17 protein-coding genes are annotated in these 18,551 nt (G+C 66.3%); 12 read left to right on the top strand and 5 right to left on the bottom strand.

Annotation, left to right across the window (positions count from 1 at the left end; genetic code table 11):
- Positions 1–51: 51 nt before the first annotated feature.
- The 11 genes from ACM0PB_RS18050 (at position 52) to ACM0PB_RS18000 (ending at position 13,287) form a co-directional block, all read left to right on the top strand.
- Positions 52–3,795, top strand: a complete 3,744-nt coding sequence (locus ACM0PB_RS18050; RefSeq protein WP_065177651.1) for a nitrate reductase subunit alpha — start codon at positions 52–54, stop codon at positions 3,793–3,795.
- Positions 3,795–5,339: a nitrate reductase subunit beta gene (gene narH / locus ACM0PB_RS18045; protein ID WP_414604563.1), complete on the top strand. Its 1,545-nt coding sequence runs from the start codon at positions 3,795–3,797 to the stop codon at positions 5,337–5,339. The genes ACM0PB_RS18050 and narH overlap by 1 nt, the downstream gene beginning before the upstream one ends.
- The gene (gene narJ, locus ACM0PB_RS18040; RefSeq protein ID WP_005416842.1) at positions 5,339–6,019 is read left to right on the top strand and encodes a nitrate reductase molybdenum cofactor assembly chaperone; all 681 of its coding nucleotides are present in this window, start codon (positions 5,339–5,341) and stop codon (positions 6,017–6,019) included. Before narH ends, narJ begins: the two co-directional genes overlap by 1 nt.
- Positions 6,016–6,723: a respiratory nitrate reductase subunit gamma gene (gene narI, locus ACM0PB_RS18035; RefSeq protein WP_005416840.1), complete on the top strand. Its 708-nt coding sequence runs from the start codon at positions 6,016–6,018 to the stop codon at positions 6,721–6,723. The genes narJ and narI overlap by 4 nt, the downstream gene beginning before the upstream one ends.
- Before the next feature lie 3 nt (positions 6,724–6,726).
- Positions 6,727–7,626, top strand: a complete 900-nt coding sequence (locus ACM0PB_RS18030) for a peptidylprolyl isomerase (RefSeq protein WP_065177653.1) — start codon at positions 6,727–6,729, stop codon at positions 7,624–7,626.
- Positions 7,627–7,649: 23 nt separating this feature from the next.
- A complete protein-coding gene (locus ACM0PB_RS18025) occupies positions 7,650–8,981 on the top strand; it encodes an MFS transporter (protein ID WP_005416836.1) in 1,332 nt (443 codons plus the stop codon).
- Between the two features lie 195 nt (positions 8,982–9,176).
- Positions 9,177–10,391, top strand: a complete 1,215-nt coding sequence (locus ACM0PB_RS18020) for an oxygen-independent coproporphyrinogen III oxidase (RefSeq protein WP_065177654.1) — start codon at positions 9,177–9,179, stop codon at positions 10,389–10,391.
- Between the two features lie 11 nt (positions 10,392–10,402).
- Complete coding sequence (locus ACM0PB_RS18015) at positions 10,403–11,179, top strand: helix-turn-helix domain-containing protein (RefSeq protein WP_005416832.1); 777 nt, start codon at positions 10,403–10,405, stop codon at positions 11,177–11,179.
- A gap of 19 nt (positions 11,180–11,198) precedes the next feature.
- Positions 11,199–11,942, top strand: coding sequence for a molybdate ABC transporter substrate-binding protein (gene modA / locus ACM0PB_RS18010; protein ID WP_111128609.1), 744 nt, complete (start codon positions 11,199–11,201; stop codon positions 11,940–11,942).
- 3 nt (positions 11,943–11,945) lie between these two features.
- Positions 11,946–12,629: a molybdate ABC transporter permease subunit gene (modB, locus tag ACM0PB_RS18005; RefSeq protein ID WP_065177657.1), complete on the top strand. Its 684-nt coding sequence runs from the start codon at positions 11,946–11,948 to the stop codon at positions 12,627–12,629.
- Positions 12,619–13,287, top strand: coding sequence for a sulfate/molybdate ABC transporter ATP-binding protein (locus tag ACM0PB_RS18000; protein WP_111128607.1), 669 nt, complete (start codon positions 12,619–12,621; stop codon positions 13,285–13,287). The genes modB and ACM0PB_RS18000 overlap by 11 nt, the downstream gene beginning before the upstream one ends.
- Before the next feature lie 138 nt (positions 13,288–13,425).
- On the opposite strand, the gene ACM0PB_RS17995 is transcribed toward ACM0PB_RS18000, so the two are convergent.
- From ACM0PB_RS17995 to ACM0PB_RS17975, 5 genes are all read right to left on the bottom strand, one after another.
- Positions 13,426–14,955, bottom strand: a complete 1,530-nt coding sequence (locus ACM0PB_RS17995; RefSeq protein ID WP_111128605.1) for a diflavin oxidoreductase — start codon at positions 14,953–14,955, stop codon at positions 13,426–13,428.
- The gene (locus ACM0PB_RS17990; RefSeq protein ID WP_005409905.1) at positions 14,952–15,380 is read right to left on the bottom strand and encodes a PAS domain-containing protein; all 429 of its coding nucleotides are present in this window, start codon (positions 15,378–15,380) and stop codon (positions 14,952–14,954) included. Before ACM0PB_RS17990 ends, ACM0PB_RS17995 begins: the two co-directional genes overlap by 4 nt.
- A 136-nt stretch (positions 15,381–15,516) precedes the next feature.
- Positions 15,517–16,071: a ubiquitin family protein gene (locus ACM0PB_RS17985; protein ID WP_139727192.1), complete on the bottom strand. Its 555-nt coding sequence runs from the start codon at positions 16,069–16,071 to the stop codon at positions 15,517–15,519.
- 591 nt (positions 16,072–16,662) lie between these two features.
- Positions 16,663–16,977: an AzlD family protein gene (locus ACM0PB_RS17980; protein WP_005409898.1), complete on the bottom strand. Its 315-nt coding sequence runs from the start codon at positions 16,975–16,977 to the stop codon at positions 16,663–16,665.
- Positions 16,974–17,705 (bottom strand): AzlC family ABC transporter permease, encoded by a 732-nt coding sequence (locus tag ACM0PB_RS17975; RefSeq protein WP_414604564.1) that lies wholly within the window; start codon positions 17,703–17,705, stop codon positions 16,974–16,976. Before ACM0PB_RS17975 ends, ACM0PB_RS17980 begins: the two co-directional genes overlap by 4 nt.
- Positions 17,706–17,832: 127 nt before the next feature.
- Here ACM0PB_RS17975 and ACM0PB_RS17970 point away from each other — a divergent pair, with 127 nt between their 5' ends.
- Positions 17,833–18,297: an Lrp/AsnC family transcriptional regulator gene (locus ACM0PB_RS17970; RefSeq protein WP_414604565.1), complete on the top strand. Its 465-nt coding sequence runs from the start codon at positions 17,833–17,835 to the stop codon at positions 18,295–18,297.
- The last annotated feature ends 254 nt before the right edge of the window (positions 18,298–18,551 follow it).

Raw genomic sequence — 18,551 nt, 5'->3', positions numbered from 1 at the left:
CCAGATGACACACACAGCCACGATGCCGATGTCCGCAAAGGGAGATCCCCGATGAGTTATTTCCTCGATCGCTTGCAGTTCTTCAAGCGTGACCCCCAGACCTTTGCCGATGGCCATGGATTTGCCAAGAGCGAGGGCCGCGACTGGGAAAACAGTTACCGCGCCCGCTGGCAGTACGACAAGATCGTGCGGTCCACCCATGGGGTGAACTGCACCGGCTCCTGCAGCTGGAAGATCTACGTCAAGAACGGCCTGGTCACCTGGGAAACCCAGCAGACCGATTACCCGCGCACGCGTCCGGACCTGCCCAACCATGAACCGCGTGGCTGCCCGCGTGGCGCCAGCTACTCCTGGTACCTGTACAGTGCCAACCGGCTGAAGTACCCGCTGATCCGCGGCACGCTGCTGCGCCTGTGGCGCGAAGCGCGCAGGAGCAAGGCCCCGGTCGATGCCTGGGCCAGCATTGTTGAAGACAAGGAGAAGGCGCGTTCGTACAAGACCCGCCGCGGCATGGGCGGCTTCGTGCGGCTGCAGTGGGAAGAGGCCAACGAGATCATCGCCGCTTCCAATCTGTACACGGTGAAGCAGTACGGCCCGGACCGCGTGGTCGGCTTCTCGCCGATTCCGGCGATGTCGATGGTGTCCTACGCCGCCGGCGCGCGTTACCTGTCGCTGCTGGGCGGCGCCTGCCTGTCGTTCTACGACTGGTACTGCGATCTGCCGCCGGCCTCGCCGCAGATCTGGGGCGAGCAGACCGACGTGCCCGAATCGGCCGACTGGTACAACAGCCGCTACATCATCGCCTGGGGCTCGAACGTGCCGCAGACGCGTACGCCCGATGCGCACTTCTTCACCGAGGCGCGCTACAACGGCACCAAGACGGTGGCGATCTGCCCGGACTATTCCGAGCTGGCCAAGCTGACCGACCACTGGCTGCACCCCAAGCAGGGCACCGACGCGGCGCTGGCGTTTGCGTTCGGCCATGTGATCCTGCGTGAGTTCCATGTCGATTCGCCCTCGCAGTATTTCCAGGACTACTGCCGCCAGTACTCGGACATGCCGATGCTGGTGCGCCTGGAGCGCCGCGACGATGGCCGCCTGGTGGCGGGCCGCTTCCTGCGCGCCAGTGAGCTGGGCGGGCTGGGTGAAGCCAACAACCCGGACTGGAAGACCCTGGCCTACGACGAGAACAGCGGCCAGATCGTGGTACCCAATGGCTCGATCGGTTTCCGCTGGGGTGAAAAGGGCCGCTGGAACATCGAAGAGAAGGCCAGCAATGGCGCCGACACGCGCCTGCGCCTGAGCTTGTCCGACGCCAATGACGGCATCGAGGCGGTGAGCTTCCCGTACTTCGGTGGCATTGAAAGCGACGGCTGGACCGCCGCACCGGCCGAAGACGTACTGGACCGCAACATTCCGGTGCGCCGCCTGGCCACGGTCGACGGCGGCGAGACGCTGGTGGCCACGGTCTACGATCTGCTGCTGGCCCAGTACGGCGTGGACCGTGGCTTTGGCGGCGGCAACGTGGCATCGAGCTTCGATGACAGGGTGCCGGGCACGCCGGCGTGGCAGGAGCGCATCACCGGCGTGTCGCGCGCCGAGGTGATCGAGATCGCCCGCGAGTTCGCGCGTACCGCCGACAAGACCCACGGCCGCTCGATGATCATCGTCGGCGCGGGCATGAACCACTGGTTCCACAACGACATGAACTACCGCGGCCTGATCAACATGCTGATCATGTGTGGTTGCGTGGGCCAGACCGGCGGCGGCTGGGCGCATTACGTGGGCCAGGAGAAGCTGCGCCCGCAGACCGGCTGGCAGCCGCTCGCGTTCGGCCTGGACTGGAGCAAGCCGCCGCGCCACATGAACGGCACCTCGTTCTTCTATTTCAACACCGGGCAGTGGCGTTACGAGAAGCTGCAGGTGGACGAGCTGCTGTCGCCGCTGGCCGATGCCCGCAAGTACAGCGGCAGCCTGGCTGACCTGAACCTGCGCGCGGTGCGCATGGGCTGGCTGCCGAGCACCCCGCAGCTGGACCGCAACCCGCTGCAGCTGGTGCGCGAGGCCGAAGCGGCCGGCGTGGCCCCGGCGGACTACGCGCTGGGCAAGTTCAAGGATGGCTCGCTGGACTTCGCCTTCGCCGACCCGGACGCCAGTCAGAACCACCCGCGCATGATGTTCATCTGGCGCTCGAACCTGCTCGGTTCCTCGGGCAAGGGCCACGAGTACATGCTGCGGCACCTGCTGGGTACGCGCCACGGGCTGCAGGGCAAGGACCTGGGCGAAATGGGCGCAGTGAAGCCGCAGGAGGTGAAGTGGCGCGACGAGGCGCCGGAAGGCAAGCTGGACCTGCTGGTCACGCTCGACTTCCGCATGTGCACCACCGCGCTGTACTCGGACATCGTGCTGCCGACGGCAACCTGGTACGAGAAGGACGACCTCAACACCTCGGACATGCACCCGTTCATCCACCCGCTGTCCAAGGCGGTGGACCCTGCGTGGGAATCGCGCAGCGACTGGGACATCTTCAAGGAGGTGGCCCGCACCGTGAGCGAGATGGCGCCGGGCGTGCTGGGCGTGGAGAAGGACCTGGTGCTGGTGCCGACCCTGCACGACACCCCCAACGAGCTGGGCATGCCGTTCGGCGTAGCCGACTGGAAGAAGGGCGAGTGCGAGGCCATTCCGGGCCAGACCATGCCGTCGATGACGGTGGTGGAGCGTGACTACCCGAACCTGTACCGCAAGTTCACCTCGCTCGGCCCACTGCTGGACACGCAGGGCAACGGCGGCAAGGGCATGAGCTGGGACACGAAGCACGAGGTCGAGTTCCTCGGCAAGTTGAACCACACCGTGCACGAAGAAGGCATAAGCCAGGGGCGCCCGGCCATCTCGACCGCGATCGACGCGGCCGAAGTAATCCTGCACCTGGCGCCGGAAACCAACGGCCACGTGGCGGTGAAGGCCTGGGAATCGCTGGGCGCCTTCACCGGTCGCGAGCATACGCATCTGGCGGTGGGCAAGGAGCACGAGGCGATCCGCTTCCGTGACATCCAGGCGCAGCCGCGCAAGATCATCTCTTCGCCGATCTGGTCGGGACTGGAAGACGACAACGTCAGCTACAACGCCGGCTATACCAACGTGCACGAGCTGATTCCGTGGCGCACGGTGACCGGTCGCCAGCAGTTCTACCAGGACCACGAATGGATGATCGACTTCGGCGAGGCCTTCATGAGCTATCGCCCGCCCGTCAACACGCGCACGGTGGAGCCGCTGCTGAACCAGCGCCCGAACGGCAACAAGGAGATCGTGCTGAACTGGATCACCCCGCACCAGAAGTGGGGCATCCACAGCACCTACAGCGACAACCTGATCATGCAGACGCTGTCGCGCGGTGGTCCGATCGTGTGGATCAGCGAGGACGACGCGCGCAGTGCCGGCATCGTCGACAACGACTGGATCGAGCTGTTCAACGTCAACGGTGCGATCGCCGCGCGTGCGGTGGTCAGCCAGCGCGTGATGCCGGGCATGGCGATGATGTACCACGCGCAGGAACGCATCATCAACGTGCCGGGCTCGGAGATTTCCGGCACCCGCGGCGGCATCCACAACTCGGTGACCCGCATCGTGCTCAAGCCGACCCACATGATCGGCGGCTACGCGCAGCTGGCCTATGGCTTCAACTACTACGGCACCTGCGGAACCAACCGCGACGAGTTCGTGATCGTGCGAAAGATGGACAAGATCGATTGGCTGGACGATGAGGCAGTACCTGCAGCTGTAAAGGAGGTGGTGTGATGAAGGTCCGTGCACAGATCGCGATGGTGCTGAACCTGGACAAGTGCATCGGCTGCCATACCTGCTCGATCACCTGCAAGAACGTCTGGACCTCGCGCGAGGGCGTCGAGTACGCCTGGTTCAACAACGTGGAAACCAAGCCGGGCATCGGCTACCCGAAGGAATGGGAGAACCAGGACAAGTGGAACGGCGGCTGGGTGCGCAGCCGCGCCGGCAAGCTGGTGCCACGCGCAGGTGGCCGCTGGCGCATGCTGGCCAAGATCTTCGCCAACCCGGACCTGCCGCAGATCGACGACTACTACGAGCCGTTCGATTTCGACTACCAGAACCTGCACACCGCCAAGGACAGCCAGCACCAGCCCACCGCACGCCCGCGTTCGCTGATCAGTGGCGAGCGCATGCAGAAGATCGAGTGGGGCCCGAACTGGGAGGAGATCCTCGGTTCGGAGTTCAGCAAGCGCTCACGCGACTACAACTTCGACCAGGTGCAGAAGGAGATCTACGGCGCCTTCGAAAAGACCTTCATGATGTACCTGCCGCGCCTGTGCGAGCACTGCCTGAACCCGGCGTGCGTCTCGGCGTGCCCCTCGGGCGCGATCTACAAGCGCGAGGAAGACGGCATCGTGCTGATCGACCAGGACAAGTGCCGCGGCTGGCGCATGTGCGTGTCGGCGTGCCCGTACAAGAAGATCTACTACAACTGGAAGAGCGGCAAGTCGGAGAAGTGCATCTTCTGCTACCCGCGCATCGAGATGGGTGAGCCAACCGTGTGCTCGGAAACCTGCGTGGGCCGCATCCGCTACCTGGGCGTGATGCTGTACGACGCCGACCGCATCGCCGAGGCCGCTTCGGTAGCCGCCGAGAAGGACCTGTACCAGGCCCACCTGGACATCTTCCTGGACCCGAACGATCCGGCAGTGATCGCCGCCGCGCGCAAGGAAGGCATCCCGGACAGCTGGCTGGATGCGGCCAAGCAGTCGCCGGTGTACAAGCTGGCGATCGACTGGAAGCTGGCGCTGCCGCTGCACCCGGAATACCGCACGCTGCCGATGGTCTGGTATGTGCCGCCGCTGTCGCCGATCCAGTCCGCCGCCGAGCGTGGCCGCGTGGGCATGAGCGGCGAGCTGCCGGACGTGGAGTCGCTGCGCATCCCGATGCGCTATTTGGCCAACCTGCTGACGGCCGGTGACGAGGCGCCGGTGGTACGCGCGCTGGAGCGGCTGATGGCGATGCGTGCCTGGCGCCGGGCCAAGAACGTGGACGGCGTGGAAGACACCGCCGTGCTGGAACAGACCGGGCTGAGCATCGCCCAGGTGGAAGAGATGTACCGCTATCTGGCCATTGCCAACTACGAGGACCGTTTCGTGATTCCGACCGGCCACCGCGAGTACGCCAACGACGCCTTCGGTGAGCGCGGCGGCTGCGGCTTCAGCTTCGGAAACGGCTGCAATGGTGACAGCCCGGCGGACCTGTTCGGGCAGCGCAAGACCACCACCTTCGTGGTGGACAAAGGCCCGAACCAGCGCCGCAAGGAGGTGGTGTGATGAGCGTGCTCAAGCTGGTCGGGGTGTTGCTGGACTACCCCCGCGAGGAACTGTGGGAGCACGGCGAGGAGCTGCTCGCCGCCTGTGACGACCCGGCGCTGAACCCCGCCCGCCGCCAGCAGCTGCGCAGCTTCGTGCAGCAGCTGCTGGCCACCGATGCGCTGGATGCACAGGCGGCGTGGCTGGCCAGTTTCGACCGCGGCCGTTCGATGAGCCTGTTGCTTTTCGAACACATCCATGGCGAGTCGCGCGACCGCGGCCAGGCCATGGTCGATCTGGTCGAAACCTACCGCCGCAACGGCTTCGAACTGGATGCCCGCGAGCTGCCGGATTACCTGCCGTTGCTGCTGGAGTTCCTGGCCCACCGCCCCGGTAGCGAGGCCCGCGAGTGGCTGCACCACATCGGCCATATCGCCGGCATGCTGGCCGCGCGTGCCGCCGAGCGTGAGCTGCCGCACCGGGTGCTGTTCGAGATCCTGGTCGAAGCCGGTGACGGCAAGGCCGATCTGCAGGCGCTGCGCCAGCGTGCCAGCGAGGAAGTCCGCGACGATACCGCCGAGGCCATGGACCGCTTGTGGGAGGAGGAGGCGGTGCGCTTCGGCGCCGAAGCCCCTGCCGAAGACTGCAAGCCGCCCGTGCGTTCGCCGGCCCGTCCTTCGCATCGTGAGGTCCAGCCATGAGTTACTCCCTGCATCAATTCGCCTTCCAGTACTACCCGTACATCGCCGTGGCAGTGCTGCTGATCGGCAGCTGGGCCCGCTATGACAAGGCCATGTACACCTGGCGCACCGGCTCCAGTCAGATGCTGTCGGACAAGGGCATGCGGCTCGGCAGCAACTGCTTCCACATCGGTATCCTGGCCATCCTCGGCGGCCACCTGGTCGGGCTGCTGACGCCGCACGCGGTGTACGAGCACTTCATCACCTCCTCGCAGAAGCAGATGCTGGCGATGGTGGTCGGTGGTGTGTTCGGCGCACTGTGCTTCATCGGCATCAGCATCCTGCTGGTACGCCGCCTGTTCAATGCGCGTGTTCGGGCTACCGGCAGCTTCGGTGACACCCTGGTGCTGGTGCTGCTGTTCGCGCAGCTGTGCCTGGGCCTGTACAGCATCCGCGTCTCGTCCGGTCACCTGGACGGCGGGGTGATGGTGCAGCTGGCCGAGTGGGCGCAGCACATCGTGACCTTCCGTGCCGGTGCCGCTGATTACATCGAGGGCGTCAGCTGGGTCTACAAGATGCATATCTTCCTGGGCCTGACCCTGTTCCTGATCGCGCCGTTCACCCGCCTGGTGCACGTATGGAGCATTCCGATCAGTTACCTGTGGCGGCCCTACCAGGTGGTGCGCCGCCGTCAGGCCACGCTGCGCTATGGGCCTCGGGAGTAAACCATGCGCAGCCTGCCGAAATTCCTGCCGATTACCGTGATCGACTCCGCCGCACCGGTTCCCGCCGAGGCGCATTCGCACCACCATGACGCGGCGGCGCAGGGGCCGCGTTCGCTCGGGCAGCCGGCACCGTGCCGGCTGTTCGTGGACGAGACCGCGATCAGCGAGGCCGACATCGCCCGCGAGATGCAGCACCACCGGGCGATGCGCCCGCAACAGTCACGTGCCGAAGCGGCACGCGCACTGGTGGTGCGCGAACTGCTGCGCCTGGAAGCGCAGCGGCTGGGCCTGCAGGCGCCGGAGGGTAACCGGGTAAGTGACGAGGAAGTGCTGATCCAGCAGCTGCTGGAAGACGCGATCGAAGACCGCGTGCCGACCGATGAAGACTGCCGGCGCTACTTCGAGCAGAACCCGGAGCGCTTCCGCTCCCCCGACCGTGTGCGCCTGCGCCATATCCTGCTGGCCGCACCGGCCGACGACGTGGCCGGGCGCTTCGCTGCACGCACCGAGGGCGAGCGGCTGGTCGGACTGCTGAAGGAGTCGCCGCACCTGTTCGCCGATTTCGCCCTGCGTCATTCACGCTGCCCGTCCAGCAGCGAAGGCGGTGACCTGGGCTGGCTGCAGCGTGGGCAGACCACGCCGGAGTTCGACCGACAGGTGTTCCGCCTGCGCGAAGGCCTGGCCGGTTTCCCGGTGGAATCGCGCTGGGGCTACCACGTGGTCTGCGTCGATGCCCGCGAGGAAGGCCAGCCGCAGCCGTTCGAGGCCGTGCTGCCGCAGCTGCGTGACTACCTGGAGTTGCAGGTGCGGCAGCGCGAGGTGCAGGCCTACCTGCTGCAGTTGCAGGAACGCTACCCGGTGCGCGGGCTGGATGAGATCGAAGCCGAAGCGGATATCGGCTGAACCCCTTTGAACGAGGAAAATTCATGAACCAGGCCCTTGCCCCCGCCAGTGCCGGGCAGCAGCAACGTGCGCTGTGGCTGAGCACGTTCGCCTTCACCGTGTGCTTTGCGGTGTGGATGATCTTCTCGATCATTGGTATCCAGATCAGTCAACAGCTCGGCTTGAATGACACCCAGTTCGGTCTGTTGATCGCCACGCCGGTGCTGACCGGCTCGGTCAGCCGCGTCTTCCTCGGCATCTGGTCCGACCAGTTCGGTGGCCGCAAGGTGATGGTGCTGGTGATGCTGTGTGGTGCAGTCGCTACCTGGATGCTGACCTACGCACAGACCTACAGCCAGTTCCTGGTTGCCGCGCTGTGCGTGGGTATCGCCGGCGGCAACTTCTCGGTGGGCGTGGCCTACGTCTCGAAGTGGTTCCCGGCCAGCAAGCAGGGCACTGCGCTGGGCATCTTCGGTGCCGGCAACATCGGTTCGGCGGTGACCAAGCTGCTGGCGCCGCTGGTGATGGTGGCGGCCGGCTGGACCATGGTTGCCAAGGTCTGGGCCGTCGCGCTGGCGGTCACTGCGGTGCTGTTCTTCCTCTTCAGCAAGGAAGACCCGTCTCTGGAACAGCGCCGCCGCGAAGGCGTGAAGCCGGTGCCGTTCGCCGAGCAGATGGCACCACTGAAGAACCTGCAGGTATGGCGGTTCTCGCTGTACTACTTCTTCGTCTTCGGCGGCTTCGTGGCGCTGGCGTTGTGGCTGCCGCACTACCTGGTTGGCGCCTATGGCATGGACGTGGGCCACGCCGGCATGCTGGCGGCGTGCTATTCGATCCCGGCCAGCCTGTTCCGCGTGGTCGGTGGCTGGATGTCGGACCGGATGGGCGCGCGCCGGGTGATGTACTGGACCTTCGGCGTGTCGGCCATCTGCACCTTCCTGCTGGCCTACCCGGATACCGAGTATGTGGTGAAGGGTATCCACGGGCCGCTCCATTTCCATCTGGCCATCGGCGTGGTGATGTTCACCGTGCTGGTGTTCGTGCTGGGCTTCTTCATGTCGCTGGGCAAGGCCGCGGTCTACAAGCACATTCCGGTGTATTACCCCAGGCATGTGGGCGCGGTGGGCGGCGTGGTCGGCATGATCGGCGGCCTGGGTGGCTTCGTCCTGCCGATCGTGTTTGGCGCGTTGAACGATGCGGTGGGCATCTGGAGCAGCTGCTTCATGCTGCTGTTCGTGCTGGTGGCGGCTGCACTGGCGTGGATGCATTTCGCGATCCGCCGCATGGAACGTCGCCACTTCCCGCAGATCGACCGCGAAACCGACCTGCCCGAAGCCATCGACGCGGCCGCCGCCGAGCGGGTGCGCGGCGGGTGAAGGGTGCTGCCGGCCAGCGGCCGGCACTACCAGGACGATACGCGGCGGGTGAAGGGGTGATGCCGACCAGCGGCCGGCACGACCGAGTGGTGGGTGAAAGGGTAGTATCGGCCGCTGGCCGGCAGGAACCATCAGATGCGCCACGCTTGATTTCAATCAGGGCCACGCGAAGAGGAACGCCCGAAGATGTCTGCCATGAGCTTCCACGTTGACGAGAGCGAGGACACTGCGCTGCAGGCGGCATTGCTGCGGCAGCCACGGCACGTGCTGTTTCCGCCGGCTGACCAGTTCAGTACCGGCTTTGGCGAAAGCGGGTGGCGCGCCGCCGTGCGCGCCAGCAACGAGCACCTGATCCCGCGTGGTTTGACGCTCGGCTTCCAGGCGGGTCGTGGCGGGCGCGACGTGCCACCGCAGGCGTATCTGGACACCCTGCTGCTGGCGCTGCGCCTGCAGGCCGGCGCGCTGGCTGAAGATCGCGAGGTGGTGGCAATGGTGCTGCAGTTGGGGCTGGCCGAGACGCTGCCGCCACCGCAGCTGGGCCAGCTGCTGGATGCCGTGCCGCAGTACTTGCGCACCGTGGCGCGGCCACAGGTGGAGGTGCGGCTGGACGCGGGCAGCACGCTGGCGCCGGCACAACTGCGTGCGGTGGGCTGCACCCGCCTGAACGTGATCGATCGCGCCGATGCACCCGGGCCGACGCTGCTGGCGCATGCGCGACAGGTGGGCTTTACCGCGCGCTACTACCAGTTGCGGGTGCCCGGCAGCGCGGATACCGGCTTCATCGAACGACTGCATGAGGTGCTGGCCGAAGCGCCCGAGCGCATCCTGCTGCCGGCGCCTTGCGCGCTGCCAGAGCATCCCTCGGCGGCACGATGGCTGCAGAGTTGGCGCCTGCTGCGCGCGGCAGGCTACGAACCGATCGGTGGTGACCACTACCAGCGCGGCGACCTGCCGATCCCGCATGGCCCGGGCGATGGCCAGCGTCATTGTGACCTGGCCGGCGTGCCACGCCGCGACCGCAGCGACTTCATCGGGCTTGGCCTGTCCGCCTGCAGCCAGATCGGCGAGGTGTTCTACCGCCTGGAGGACGAACTGGGCGAATGGAGTGCGCGGCTGCAGGCCGGGCATATGGGCGTGTCTGCCGGATTGATCCTGTCCGAAGACGAGCGACTGGCGGCCGAGGTGGCGCAGAGTATCGCCTGCGATCACGCGCTCGATGCGGCTGCCTTCGAATGGCGCAACGATGAACCATTCGAAGAATGCTTCGCCGGGCAGCTGCCAGCATTGGCACCGTTGCTGGCGCGCGGCTGGGCGCACTGGGATGCGCGCGTGCTGCGGCTGGCCGAAGAAGGGCGCCTGCTGTGGCGTATGATGGCCGCATGCTTCCGGCCGGCGGCCGCCATCGCTTGAGTCTTGCCCAGATGTCTTCGAATCCGCCTTCGCACGGCCGCCTTGGACAGGCCACCCCGAACCCCGCCGCCGCCGATGACGGCGACGCGCTGCACTTCTGCAGCACCTGCGCGTTTTCCGACGCCTGCATGTCGCAGGGCTACGACAAGACCGCACTGGGCGATCTGCACGTGCTGGTCGACCACGTCGGTCCGTTCCATGCGGGTGACTACATCTTCCGCGCTGGCGAGTCGTTTGATTCGATTGCTGCGGTGCGCGCCGGCATGGTCAAGACCTTCGTCGACGACAGCCAGGGCAACGAGCAGGTGCTGGGCTTCAGCCTGCCGGGCGAAGTGATCGGCCTGAATGCGATCCACGGTTCGCGCTTCCCCTGCAATGCGGTGGCGCTGGATACGGTGCATCTGTGCCGCATCTCGTTCCCAAAGCTGAGCTCGCTGGCCACGCGCATGCCCGGGCTGCAGGCCAAGCTGTTCAGCCTGCTCAGTGCGGAGATCGGCAAGGTCGCCACGCTGGCCGCCAACCACCGTACCGAAGAGCGCATGGCCGCATTCCTGCTGGACATGTCCGAGCGCTACGCGCGGCGCGGTTTTTCTGCCACGCGCTTCAACCTGACGATGGCGCGTACCGAGATCGCCAACTACCTGCGGATGGCGCCGGAAACCGCCAGCCGCGTGCTGCGCCGCCTGAGCGATGATGGGATCATCGCGGTGAAGCAGCGTGAGATCCTGCTGCTGCAGCCCGAGCGCCTGGCCGCGCTGGCGGTGGCCGACGAATCCGATCCGAACTGAACCTGGCCGGGAGCCGACGATGAAGCGAGCTGGACTGTTGTTGCTGGGCCTGCTGGCCACGGTGCCGGCCTGGGCGGCCACGCTGACCGTTTCGGCCGCATCGAGCCTGACCGAGAGCTTCCGCGAACTGGGCAATGCCTATGAGAAGGCACACCCGGGCACCAAGGTTGATTTCAACTTCGCCGCGTCCGGCGTGTTGCTGCAACAGATCAGCCGCGGTGCGCCGGTGGATGTGTTCGCGTCGGCCGACGAAACCACGATGGACCAGGCCCAGCAGCAGGATCTGCTGGCGGCCGGCACCCGCGAGGTGTTTGCAGTGAACGCGCTGTGGGTGGTGGTGCCGCCGCAGGCCAAGGCGGCGCCGCGTACCTTGAAGGACCTGGCCGGTGCCGGTGTGCAGCGCATCGCACTGGGCAACCCGGACAGCGTGCCGGTCGGCCGCTATGCCAAGGGTGCGCTGGAAGTGGCGGGCCTGTGGTCGTCGGTGCAGGGCAAGACCATCACCACGCAGAACGTGCGTCAGTCCCTGGATTACGTGGCGCGCGGTGAAGTGGATGCCGGCTTCGTCTATGCCACCGATGCGCAGGCGATGCCCGACCGGGTGCGCCGTGCGTTCGCGGTGCCGGTGTCCGGGCGCATTGCGTATCCGCTGGCGGTGACCAGGGCCAGTACGCAGCCGGCAGAGGCACGGCGCTTCGCTACCTTCGTGCGTTCGGCACAGGGCCAGGCGATTCTGGCCAAGCATGGGTTCGGCAAGCCCTGAGGCATGGATCTGGACTGGACCGCGCTGGGGTTGTCGCTGAAGGTGGCCGGCTGGGCCACCGCGATCAATCTGGTGCTGGGCGTGGCGCTGGGCGCGTTGCTGGCCCGCCGTCGCTTCCCCGGGCGCGAGCTGCTGGATTCGCTGCTGACCCTGCCGATGGTGCTGCCACCGACGGTGCTGGGGTACTACCTGCTGGTGTTGATCGGTCGCAATGGTCCGATCGGTGCGTGGCTGCAGTCGTGGTTCGGCATCAACCTGGTGTTCACCTGGCAGGCGGCCGTGATTGCTGCGGCGGTGGCCTCGCTGCCGCTGGTGTTCAAGCCGGCACGCGCGGCGTTCGAGGAAGTGGACGGGCAGCTGGAGCAGGCCGCACGCACGCTGGGTGTGTCCGAAGTGGCGGTGTTTTTCCGCATCACGCTGCCACTGGCGTGGCGCGGCATCCTCGCCGGCCTGCTGCTGGCGTTTGCGCGCGCAATGGGCGAGTTCGGCGCGACGCTGATGGTGGCCGGCAGCATTCCGGGCCGGACGCAGACGTTGTCGATCGCCATCTACGAGGCGGTACAGGCCGGCCAGGACGGCAAGGCCAATGCGCTGGTGATTCTCACCTCGGTGGTCTGCATCGTGATCCTGTTGCTGGCCGCGCGGCTGGTGGGCGGGCGTCGCCGGGAGCTGCGCGATGTGGCTTGACCTGCAGGTGCAGCGTCGCCTGCAGGCGGCCGGCCAGGAGTTCGTGTTGGACGTATCGCTGCAGTGCACGCAGCGGCAGGTGGTGTTGTTCGGGCCCTCGGGCGCGGGCAAGAGCCTGACCTTGAAGGCGGTGGCCGGGCTGCTGCGGCCGGGCCAGGGGCATGTGCGCGTGCAGGGGCAGACCCTGTTCGATGCGGCCACCGGCGTGGATCTGCCGCCGCAGCGCCGCCGGCTGGGCTATGTGTTCCAGGATTACGCGTTGTTCCCGCATCTGAGCGTGCGCCAGAACGTGGCGTTCGGGCTGGAGAAGGGGTGGTTGAATCCACGGAACCGCCAGCGCTTCGGTGCGGTGGAGCAGTGGTTGCACGCCTTCCGCATCGACACCGTGGGTGATCTGCTGCCCTCGCAGATTTCCGGCGGGCAGCGCCAGCGCACCGCACTGGCGCGGGCGCTGGTGACGCAACCGCAGGCGCTGCTGTTGGATGAACCGTTCTCCGCACTGGATCATGACCTTCGGCAGCATCTGCGCCAGGAGTTGGAGGCGGTGCTGGACAAGACCGGGATCCCGTTGTTGTTGATCAGCCACGACCCGCAGGACGTGGCCATGTTCGGCCAGCAGGTGGCGCGCGTGGTGAACGGCCGCATTGTCGGCAATTGACCCGTGATGGACGCACCGGCGATGGTTGGTCACATCTGATGGTAGTGCCGGCCGCTGGCCGGCAACCACGGAATCCTGAGCAGCCGGCCAGCGGCCGGCTCTACCGGTTCAAGGTCCGTGCGGTCCGGTGGTCATGGATCAGTACAACTCGCAGTGGGTGCGGCCTTCGCCCCGCAGTGTGTCCCAGTATCCTTCACCACCGATGGCATCGATGGCCTCGCGCACCGCGCCTTCCAGGTGGCTCTTGTTGCCGCACAGGTACAGGTGCCCACCGCGGGCCAGGACATCGCGCACTTCGGCGGCACGCTGCTGCAGCACATGCTGCACATAGACCTTTTCGGCGCCATCGCGCGAGAACGCGGTATGCAGGCCGGCCAGCACGCCTCGCGTGTGCCAGTCCTGCAGCTGGTCGCGGTACAGGTAGTCGTGCTGGCGGTGCTTCTCGCCGAACACCAGGTGCACTTCACGTTCGCAGGCGTTGGCCTGCAGTTCCTGCATCAGGCCCATCAACGGTGCGATGCCGGTGCCGGTGCCGACCAGCAGCAGCGGTGCCTGGCCGGTATCGGGCAGGTGGAAGCCGGGGTTGGAACGGCAGTACACCCGGGCGTGGTCGCCGCCGTGCAGCAGGCTGCCGGTGGCGGTGCCGAAGCGCTCGCGGTCGCGCAGGGTGTAGCGCACTTCGCGCACGCACAGGCTCAGCTGGTCGTCGCAAGGGTGAGAGGCGATGGAATAAGCGCGAGGCAGCCGCGGTGACAGCAGCCCGCGCAGCCGGGCCAGAGCAACGCTGTGCGGGGTGGCGTGGTCCTGCAGCACGTCCAGCAGGTCCAGGCCGTGCAGGTAGGCGTCCAGCTCGCGCTTCTGGCTGACCTTCAACAGACCCTTCAGTACCTCGCTACCGCCGAGCCTGGCCAGTTCGCGCAGTACGCCCTTGCTCAGCAGGCGCAGCTCGCGGTCGTGCAGGGCGGCCACGGCGGCGGTGTCGCCATACCAGGCAGCCAATGCCTGCAGCAGGGCGGGATCGTTCTCGGGTACCACGTGCAGGGTGTCACCTGCGCGGTAGGCCATGCCACTGCCGGCAATGTCCAGCTGCAGGTGCCAGGCAGCGGGGTCGCTGCTGTTCAGGCGGCGACGTTCGAGAATGGGGGCGGCAAACGCATTGTCTTCGCCATAGGCGGTGACCTGCAGGCGCAGGCCCTGGCCAGCGTTGAGGTCGCCCTCCAGCACCTGGCCGAGCACCGGCCGCCATTGCTGGAAGAACTGCTCGTAGCCCAGGTCGGCGTCCACCCGATGCAGCAGCGGCTGCGCCTGGCGCTCGCTCAGTGCAGCATCCAGCGCCTTGGTGAAGCCGCAGAAGCTCGGGTAGCCGGTGTCACCGAGGCCGAACACTGCATAGCGCAGCCCAGCCAGCGTCGGGGTCTGGCGCAGTGTTTCGAAGAACTGTTCGCCATTGGCCGGCGGTTCGCCATCGCCGAACGAGCTGGAAATCGCCAGCAGCACGTCGCCGTGACCGAGACTGGCCACCTCGATGTCGTTGAAAGGGAGCACCTGCGGCGCGTGCGGCTGCAGGTCCGCGCCCAGGCGCTGGGCCAGGGCGCGGGCATTGCCCGACTCGGACGCGAAACCCACCAGCAGGCGGCTGAAGGGCGTACTGGTCGGGAGGGCGTTCACGCGGCCTCGTAGAAGTCGTCGAACTTTTCCTTGCTGAACTCGACCAGGTCGTAGTTCTGCATCAGGTCGTTCACCACGCGGCGGATGCTGATGTAGGAGGTGATGTTGCCGTCGGCGTCGAACAGCGGTTGCACGGTGGTGTCGACCACGTAGAGCACGCCGCCCTTGCCGAGGTTGGGTACGATGCCGGTCCAGGTCTTGCCGGCCTTGATGGTGTCCCACATGTCCTTGTAGACCGCCTTGGGCACATCCGGGTGGCGCACGATGCTGTGCGGCTGGCCGATCAGTTCCTCGCGGGCGAAGCCGGTGAGGGTGCAGAACAGGTCGTTGGCATAGGTGATGTTGCCCTGCAGGTCGGTGGTGGAGATCACCATGACGTTCTGCATGGCGTTCAGCAGCTGGGCGTTGTCGGGGGTGTAGCTCATCGCAGGGTCCTTGTGGATGCCGGTAACGCCGGCGTGTTCGGGTCCTGCATAGAGATACGCCCGCACCGCAGCGGGCGGTTTGACATTGGTCAAGCGGGTGGCGCGAAGGGCTGCGACCGGGTGTCGCAGGGAGCGTTCACTGCTGCAGGGGAAAGCCGATCGTCTCGTGGCAATGCTGCACGAGGTGGCGACCTCCCTCATTGATGTGCAAGGTGTCTGCGTCACCGAAGAACCGCAGCAGTGCTGCCCCGGTCGTACTGCCCGCGTGCGCGGAGCGTCTGGCTGCAGATGGCAGGAACGGATCAGCTCGCGGATCGTGTCCGCCCGGGAGGTTCGCGCGCGCAAGGGTGCCTTCGATCAGCAACTGCGCACATGCGCCAGCCAGATAGGCGACTGGTTCCCGTTGCCGGCCGCGCCGAGGCTGCCCTGACAATGCGGTGGCGATATGCTGGAACTCATGAGCGGTGGTGGCGATCACGCGCCTGCGCAGCGAATCAGCGTCCGGGCCGGAGGGAAACCAGAAGCTGACCACCTGGCCCGGCCGCTCTGGTCCTGGCAGTTGTCGCCAGATGCCGCCTCCGTCACTTACGATCGTGAGCTGATAATGCACAGGCGTCCGTTCCTGCCCATTGGCCTCGAGCGGCAGTCCAGCGGATCGTGCAGCGGACTCGCAGAGCTGTGATGCTTGCATGGCCGAAAGCGCTCCATCTGCCCAGAGAAGTCGAGTTGCGACGGATGACCACCCGCACTCGATGGACCGATTGGGATACTCCGAGCTTTCCGGGCCGGGTAGCACCGACACTGTGCTGATCTTCAGATGTGAGGATGGGCCTCGCAGCAGGGTGGCATACCCTCCATCGGGACTGACCAGGTCCCGGGGAGGCAGTTGGATGGATTGGCACGCACTTGTGGCCAGAAGGATTGCCGCCAGCCCAGCATAGAGCCCGAGGGCGGAGCCCGATTGGGTACGCTTGGGCTGACGGCGCTGCATCAGGGGGTCAGCCCGCCAGCAGAGATGAGGGCGATACCGATTGCTGCCACGATAGCTCGTAGATTGCTCATTGGTACTCTCCAGGTTTGACGTCGATTGACCGATCAGTTCAACTCGCTGGCTCGGTACTCAATGCGTATCGACTCTGGCTCGATCAGGCAATCGGAATTGTTTCAAACACCTGCAGTAGTTGGCTCCGGGTCACATTCGATGCACCAGAGACATGCGCAGGTCGCGCCAATGGCGACACTTGCGCATCCAGTCACACCCTGTGGGGAAGTCGCGGGCGCGTCAGCCCATCAGATAGCGCAGCACACCCGCCGAGACCACGCCGATCAGCACCGTCGGCAGCATCGACAGCCGCGTGGCGGCCAGCAGGGTGATCGCCAGTGCGGCCAGGTCGGCCGGCTTGTCGGCGACGAAGTCCGGGGCGATCACCGAGATCAGCACGCAGCCCGGCGCGGCTTCCATCACCGTCACGGCGCGTTTGCTCAACGTGCGGTTGCGCAGCGCGAGGAAGCCGACGATGCGGGTCAGGTAGGTGGCGGCAGCCATCAGCACGATGGTCAACACCGAGGTCCAGTGGATCAGTCCATTGAAGATCATGCCGGGTCCTCCGCCAGCAGCCAGGCGGCGGCCAGGCCGGCCAATGCGCCGCTGGCCACGTACCACGCGCCCGGGATCAGCAGGTAGGTGGCGGCGGCGACGACCAGGCTGACCAGCCACGGTCTAGCCGCCTTCATGCCCTGCCACATGCCGCGCAGCAGTACCAGGAACACGGCGGGGAAAGCCATGTCGAAGCCATAGGCGTGGATGTCGCCCAACATCGGCCCGACGATCGCACCGAGTGCGGTGCAGGCCACCCAGACGGTGTACAGGCCTGCCGACACGCCCAGGTAGTAGGCCAGGCTGAAGCCCAGCGCGCGTCGACGCGCATCGGCCACGCCCATTGCCCAGCTTTCGTCGCACATGAAGAACAGCGCCGGCAGCACGCGGCGGCGCGGCAGGTGCTGCAGCAGCGGGGCCAGGCTGGCGCCCATCAGCAGGTGGCGGCTGTTGACCAGCGCGGTGATCGCCACGATCAGTGCGATGTGCGGTGGCGAGGTCCACAGTTCGACGGCGGCGAACTCCGAACCGCCAGCGAAGTTGAGGCCGGTCATCAGCGGTACTTCCAGTGCGCTCAGGCCCTTCTGGGCCGCCTGCGCGCCGAGCACCAGGGCGAACGGAATGAAGCCGATCATCACCGGTACGGCGGCGCGCAGGCCGCGCAGCAATTCGGCACGCGGCGCGGTATCGCAGGTGTCTGGCAGGGGGAGGGTGGTACGGGCGTCCATGGAACGGCACGACGAGGTGGGGGTGGCCCATGCTAGCGGTCCGATCACGAAATCGGGTTGCGTTGATGCCACTGGATTCTGGATGATTGATATTCCATGCGGCCAGAGTCGACCAGGACGAAATTTCATGCAGTACCAGCTCGACAACCTTGATCGCCGCATCCTCGACGCCCTGCAGCGCGACGGCCGCCTGCAGAACCTGGAGCTGGCCTGTCTGGTCGGGCTGTCGCCGTCGGCCTGCCTGCGCCGGGTGCGTCTGCTGGAGGAGGGCGGCTACATCGACCGCTATGTGGCGCTGTTGAACGAGGCCAAGGTGGGCCGCGGCTTCACCGTGTTCGTGCGGGTGTGGCTGCGCGGGCAGGACGAGGACACCACCAATCACTTCATCAACAGCATCAAGTCTTTCCCGGAAGTGCTGGAATGCCATCTGATGGCCGGTGACTGCGATTTCCTGCTGCGGGTGGCGGTGGCCGACCTTGATGCCTACCGGCAGTTCCAGATGCAGCACCTGAACCGGATCGCCGGAGTGCAGAACACCAAGACCGAGATTCCGATGCAGCGGATCAAGCAGACGACCCAGCTGCCGCTTTGAGGGATGGGGTTTGCGGCCGGGCTGCACCCGGCACCCGCGGGTAGTGCCGGCCGCTGGCCGGCAACCTCAGAAGCAACGGCCGAAGCAACAGCGTGCATTCCGTGGGATGGCGGGGTGGGTCCGGTTGCAGGGGACGCCGTAAACCCTTCCATGGGGGCTTGGCCGCGGCATCCATGCCGCGGACACCCCTGCAACCGGACCCACCCCGCCTTCGACAGTTTCCCACGACCTGTCGGGGTCGGATCCCGTTGCTG

It is taken from the genome of Stenotrophomonas sp. AR029 (genome assembly GCF_047520695.2).
Lineage (GTDB): Bacteria > Pseudomonadota > Gammaproteobacteria > Xanthomonadales > Xanthomonadaceae > Stenotrophomonas > Stenotrophomonas sepilia.
This window is presented reverse-complemented; position numbering and strand designations above follow the sequence as displayed.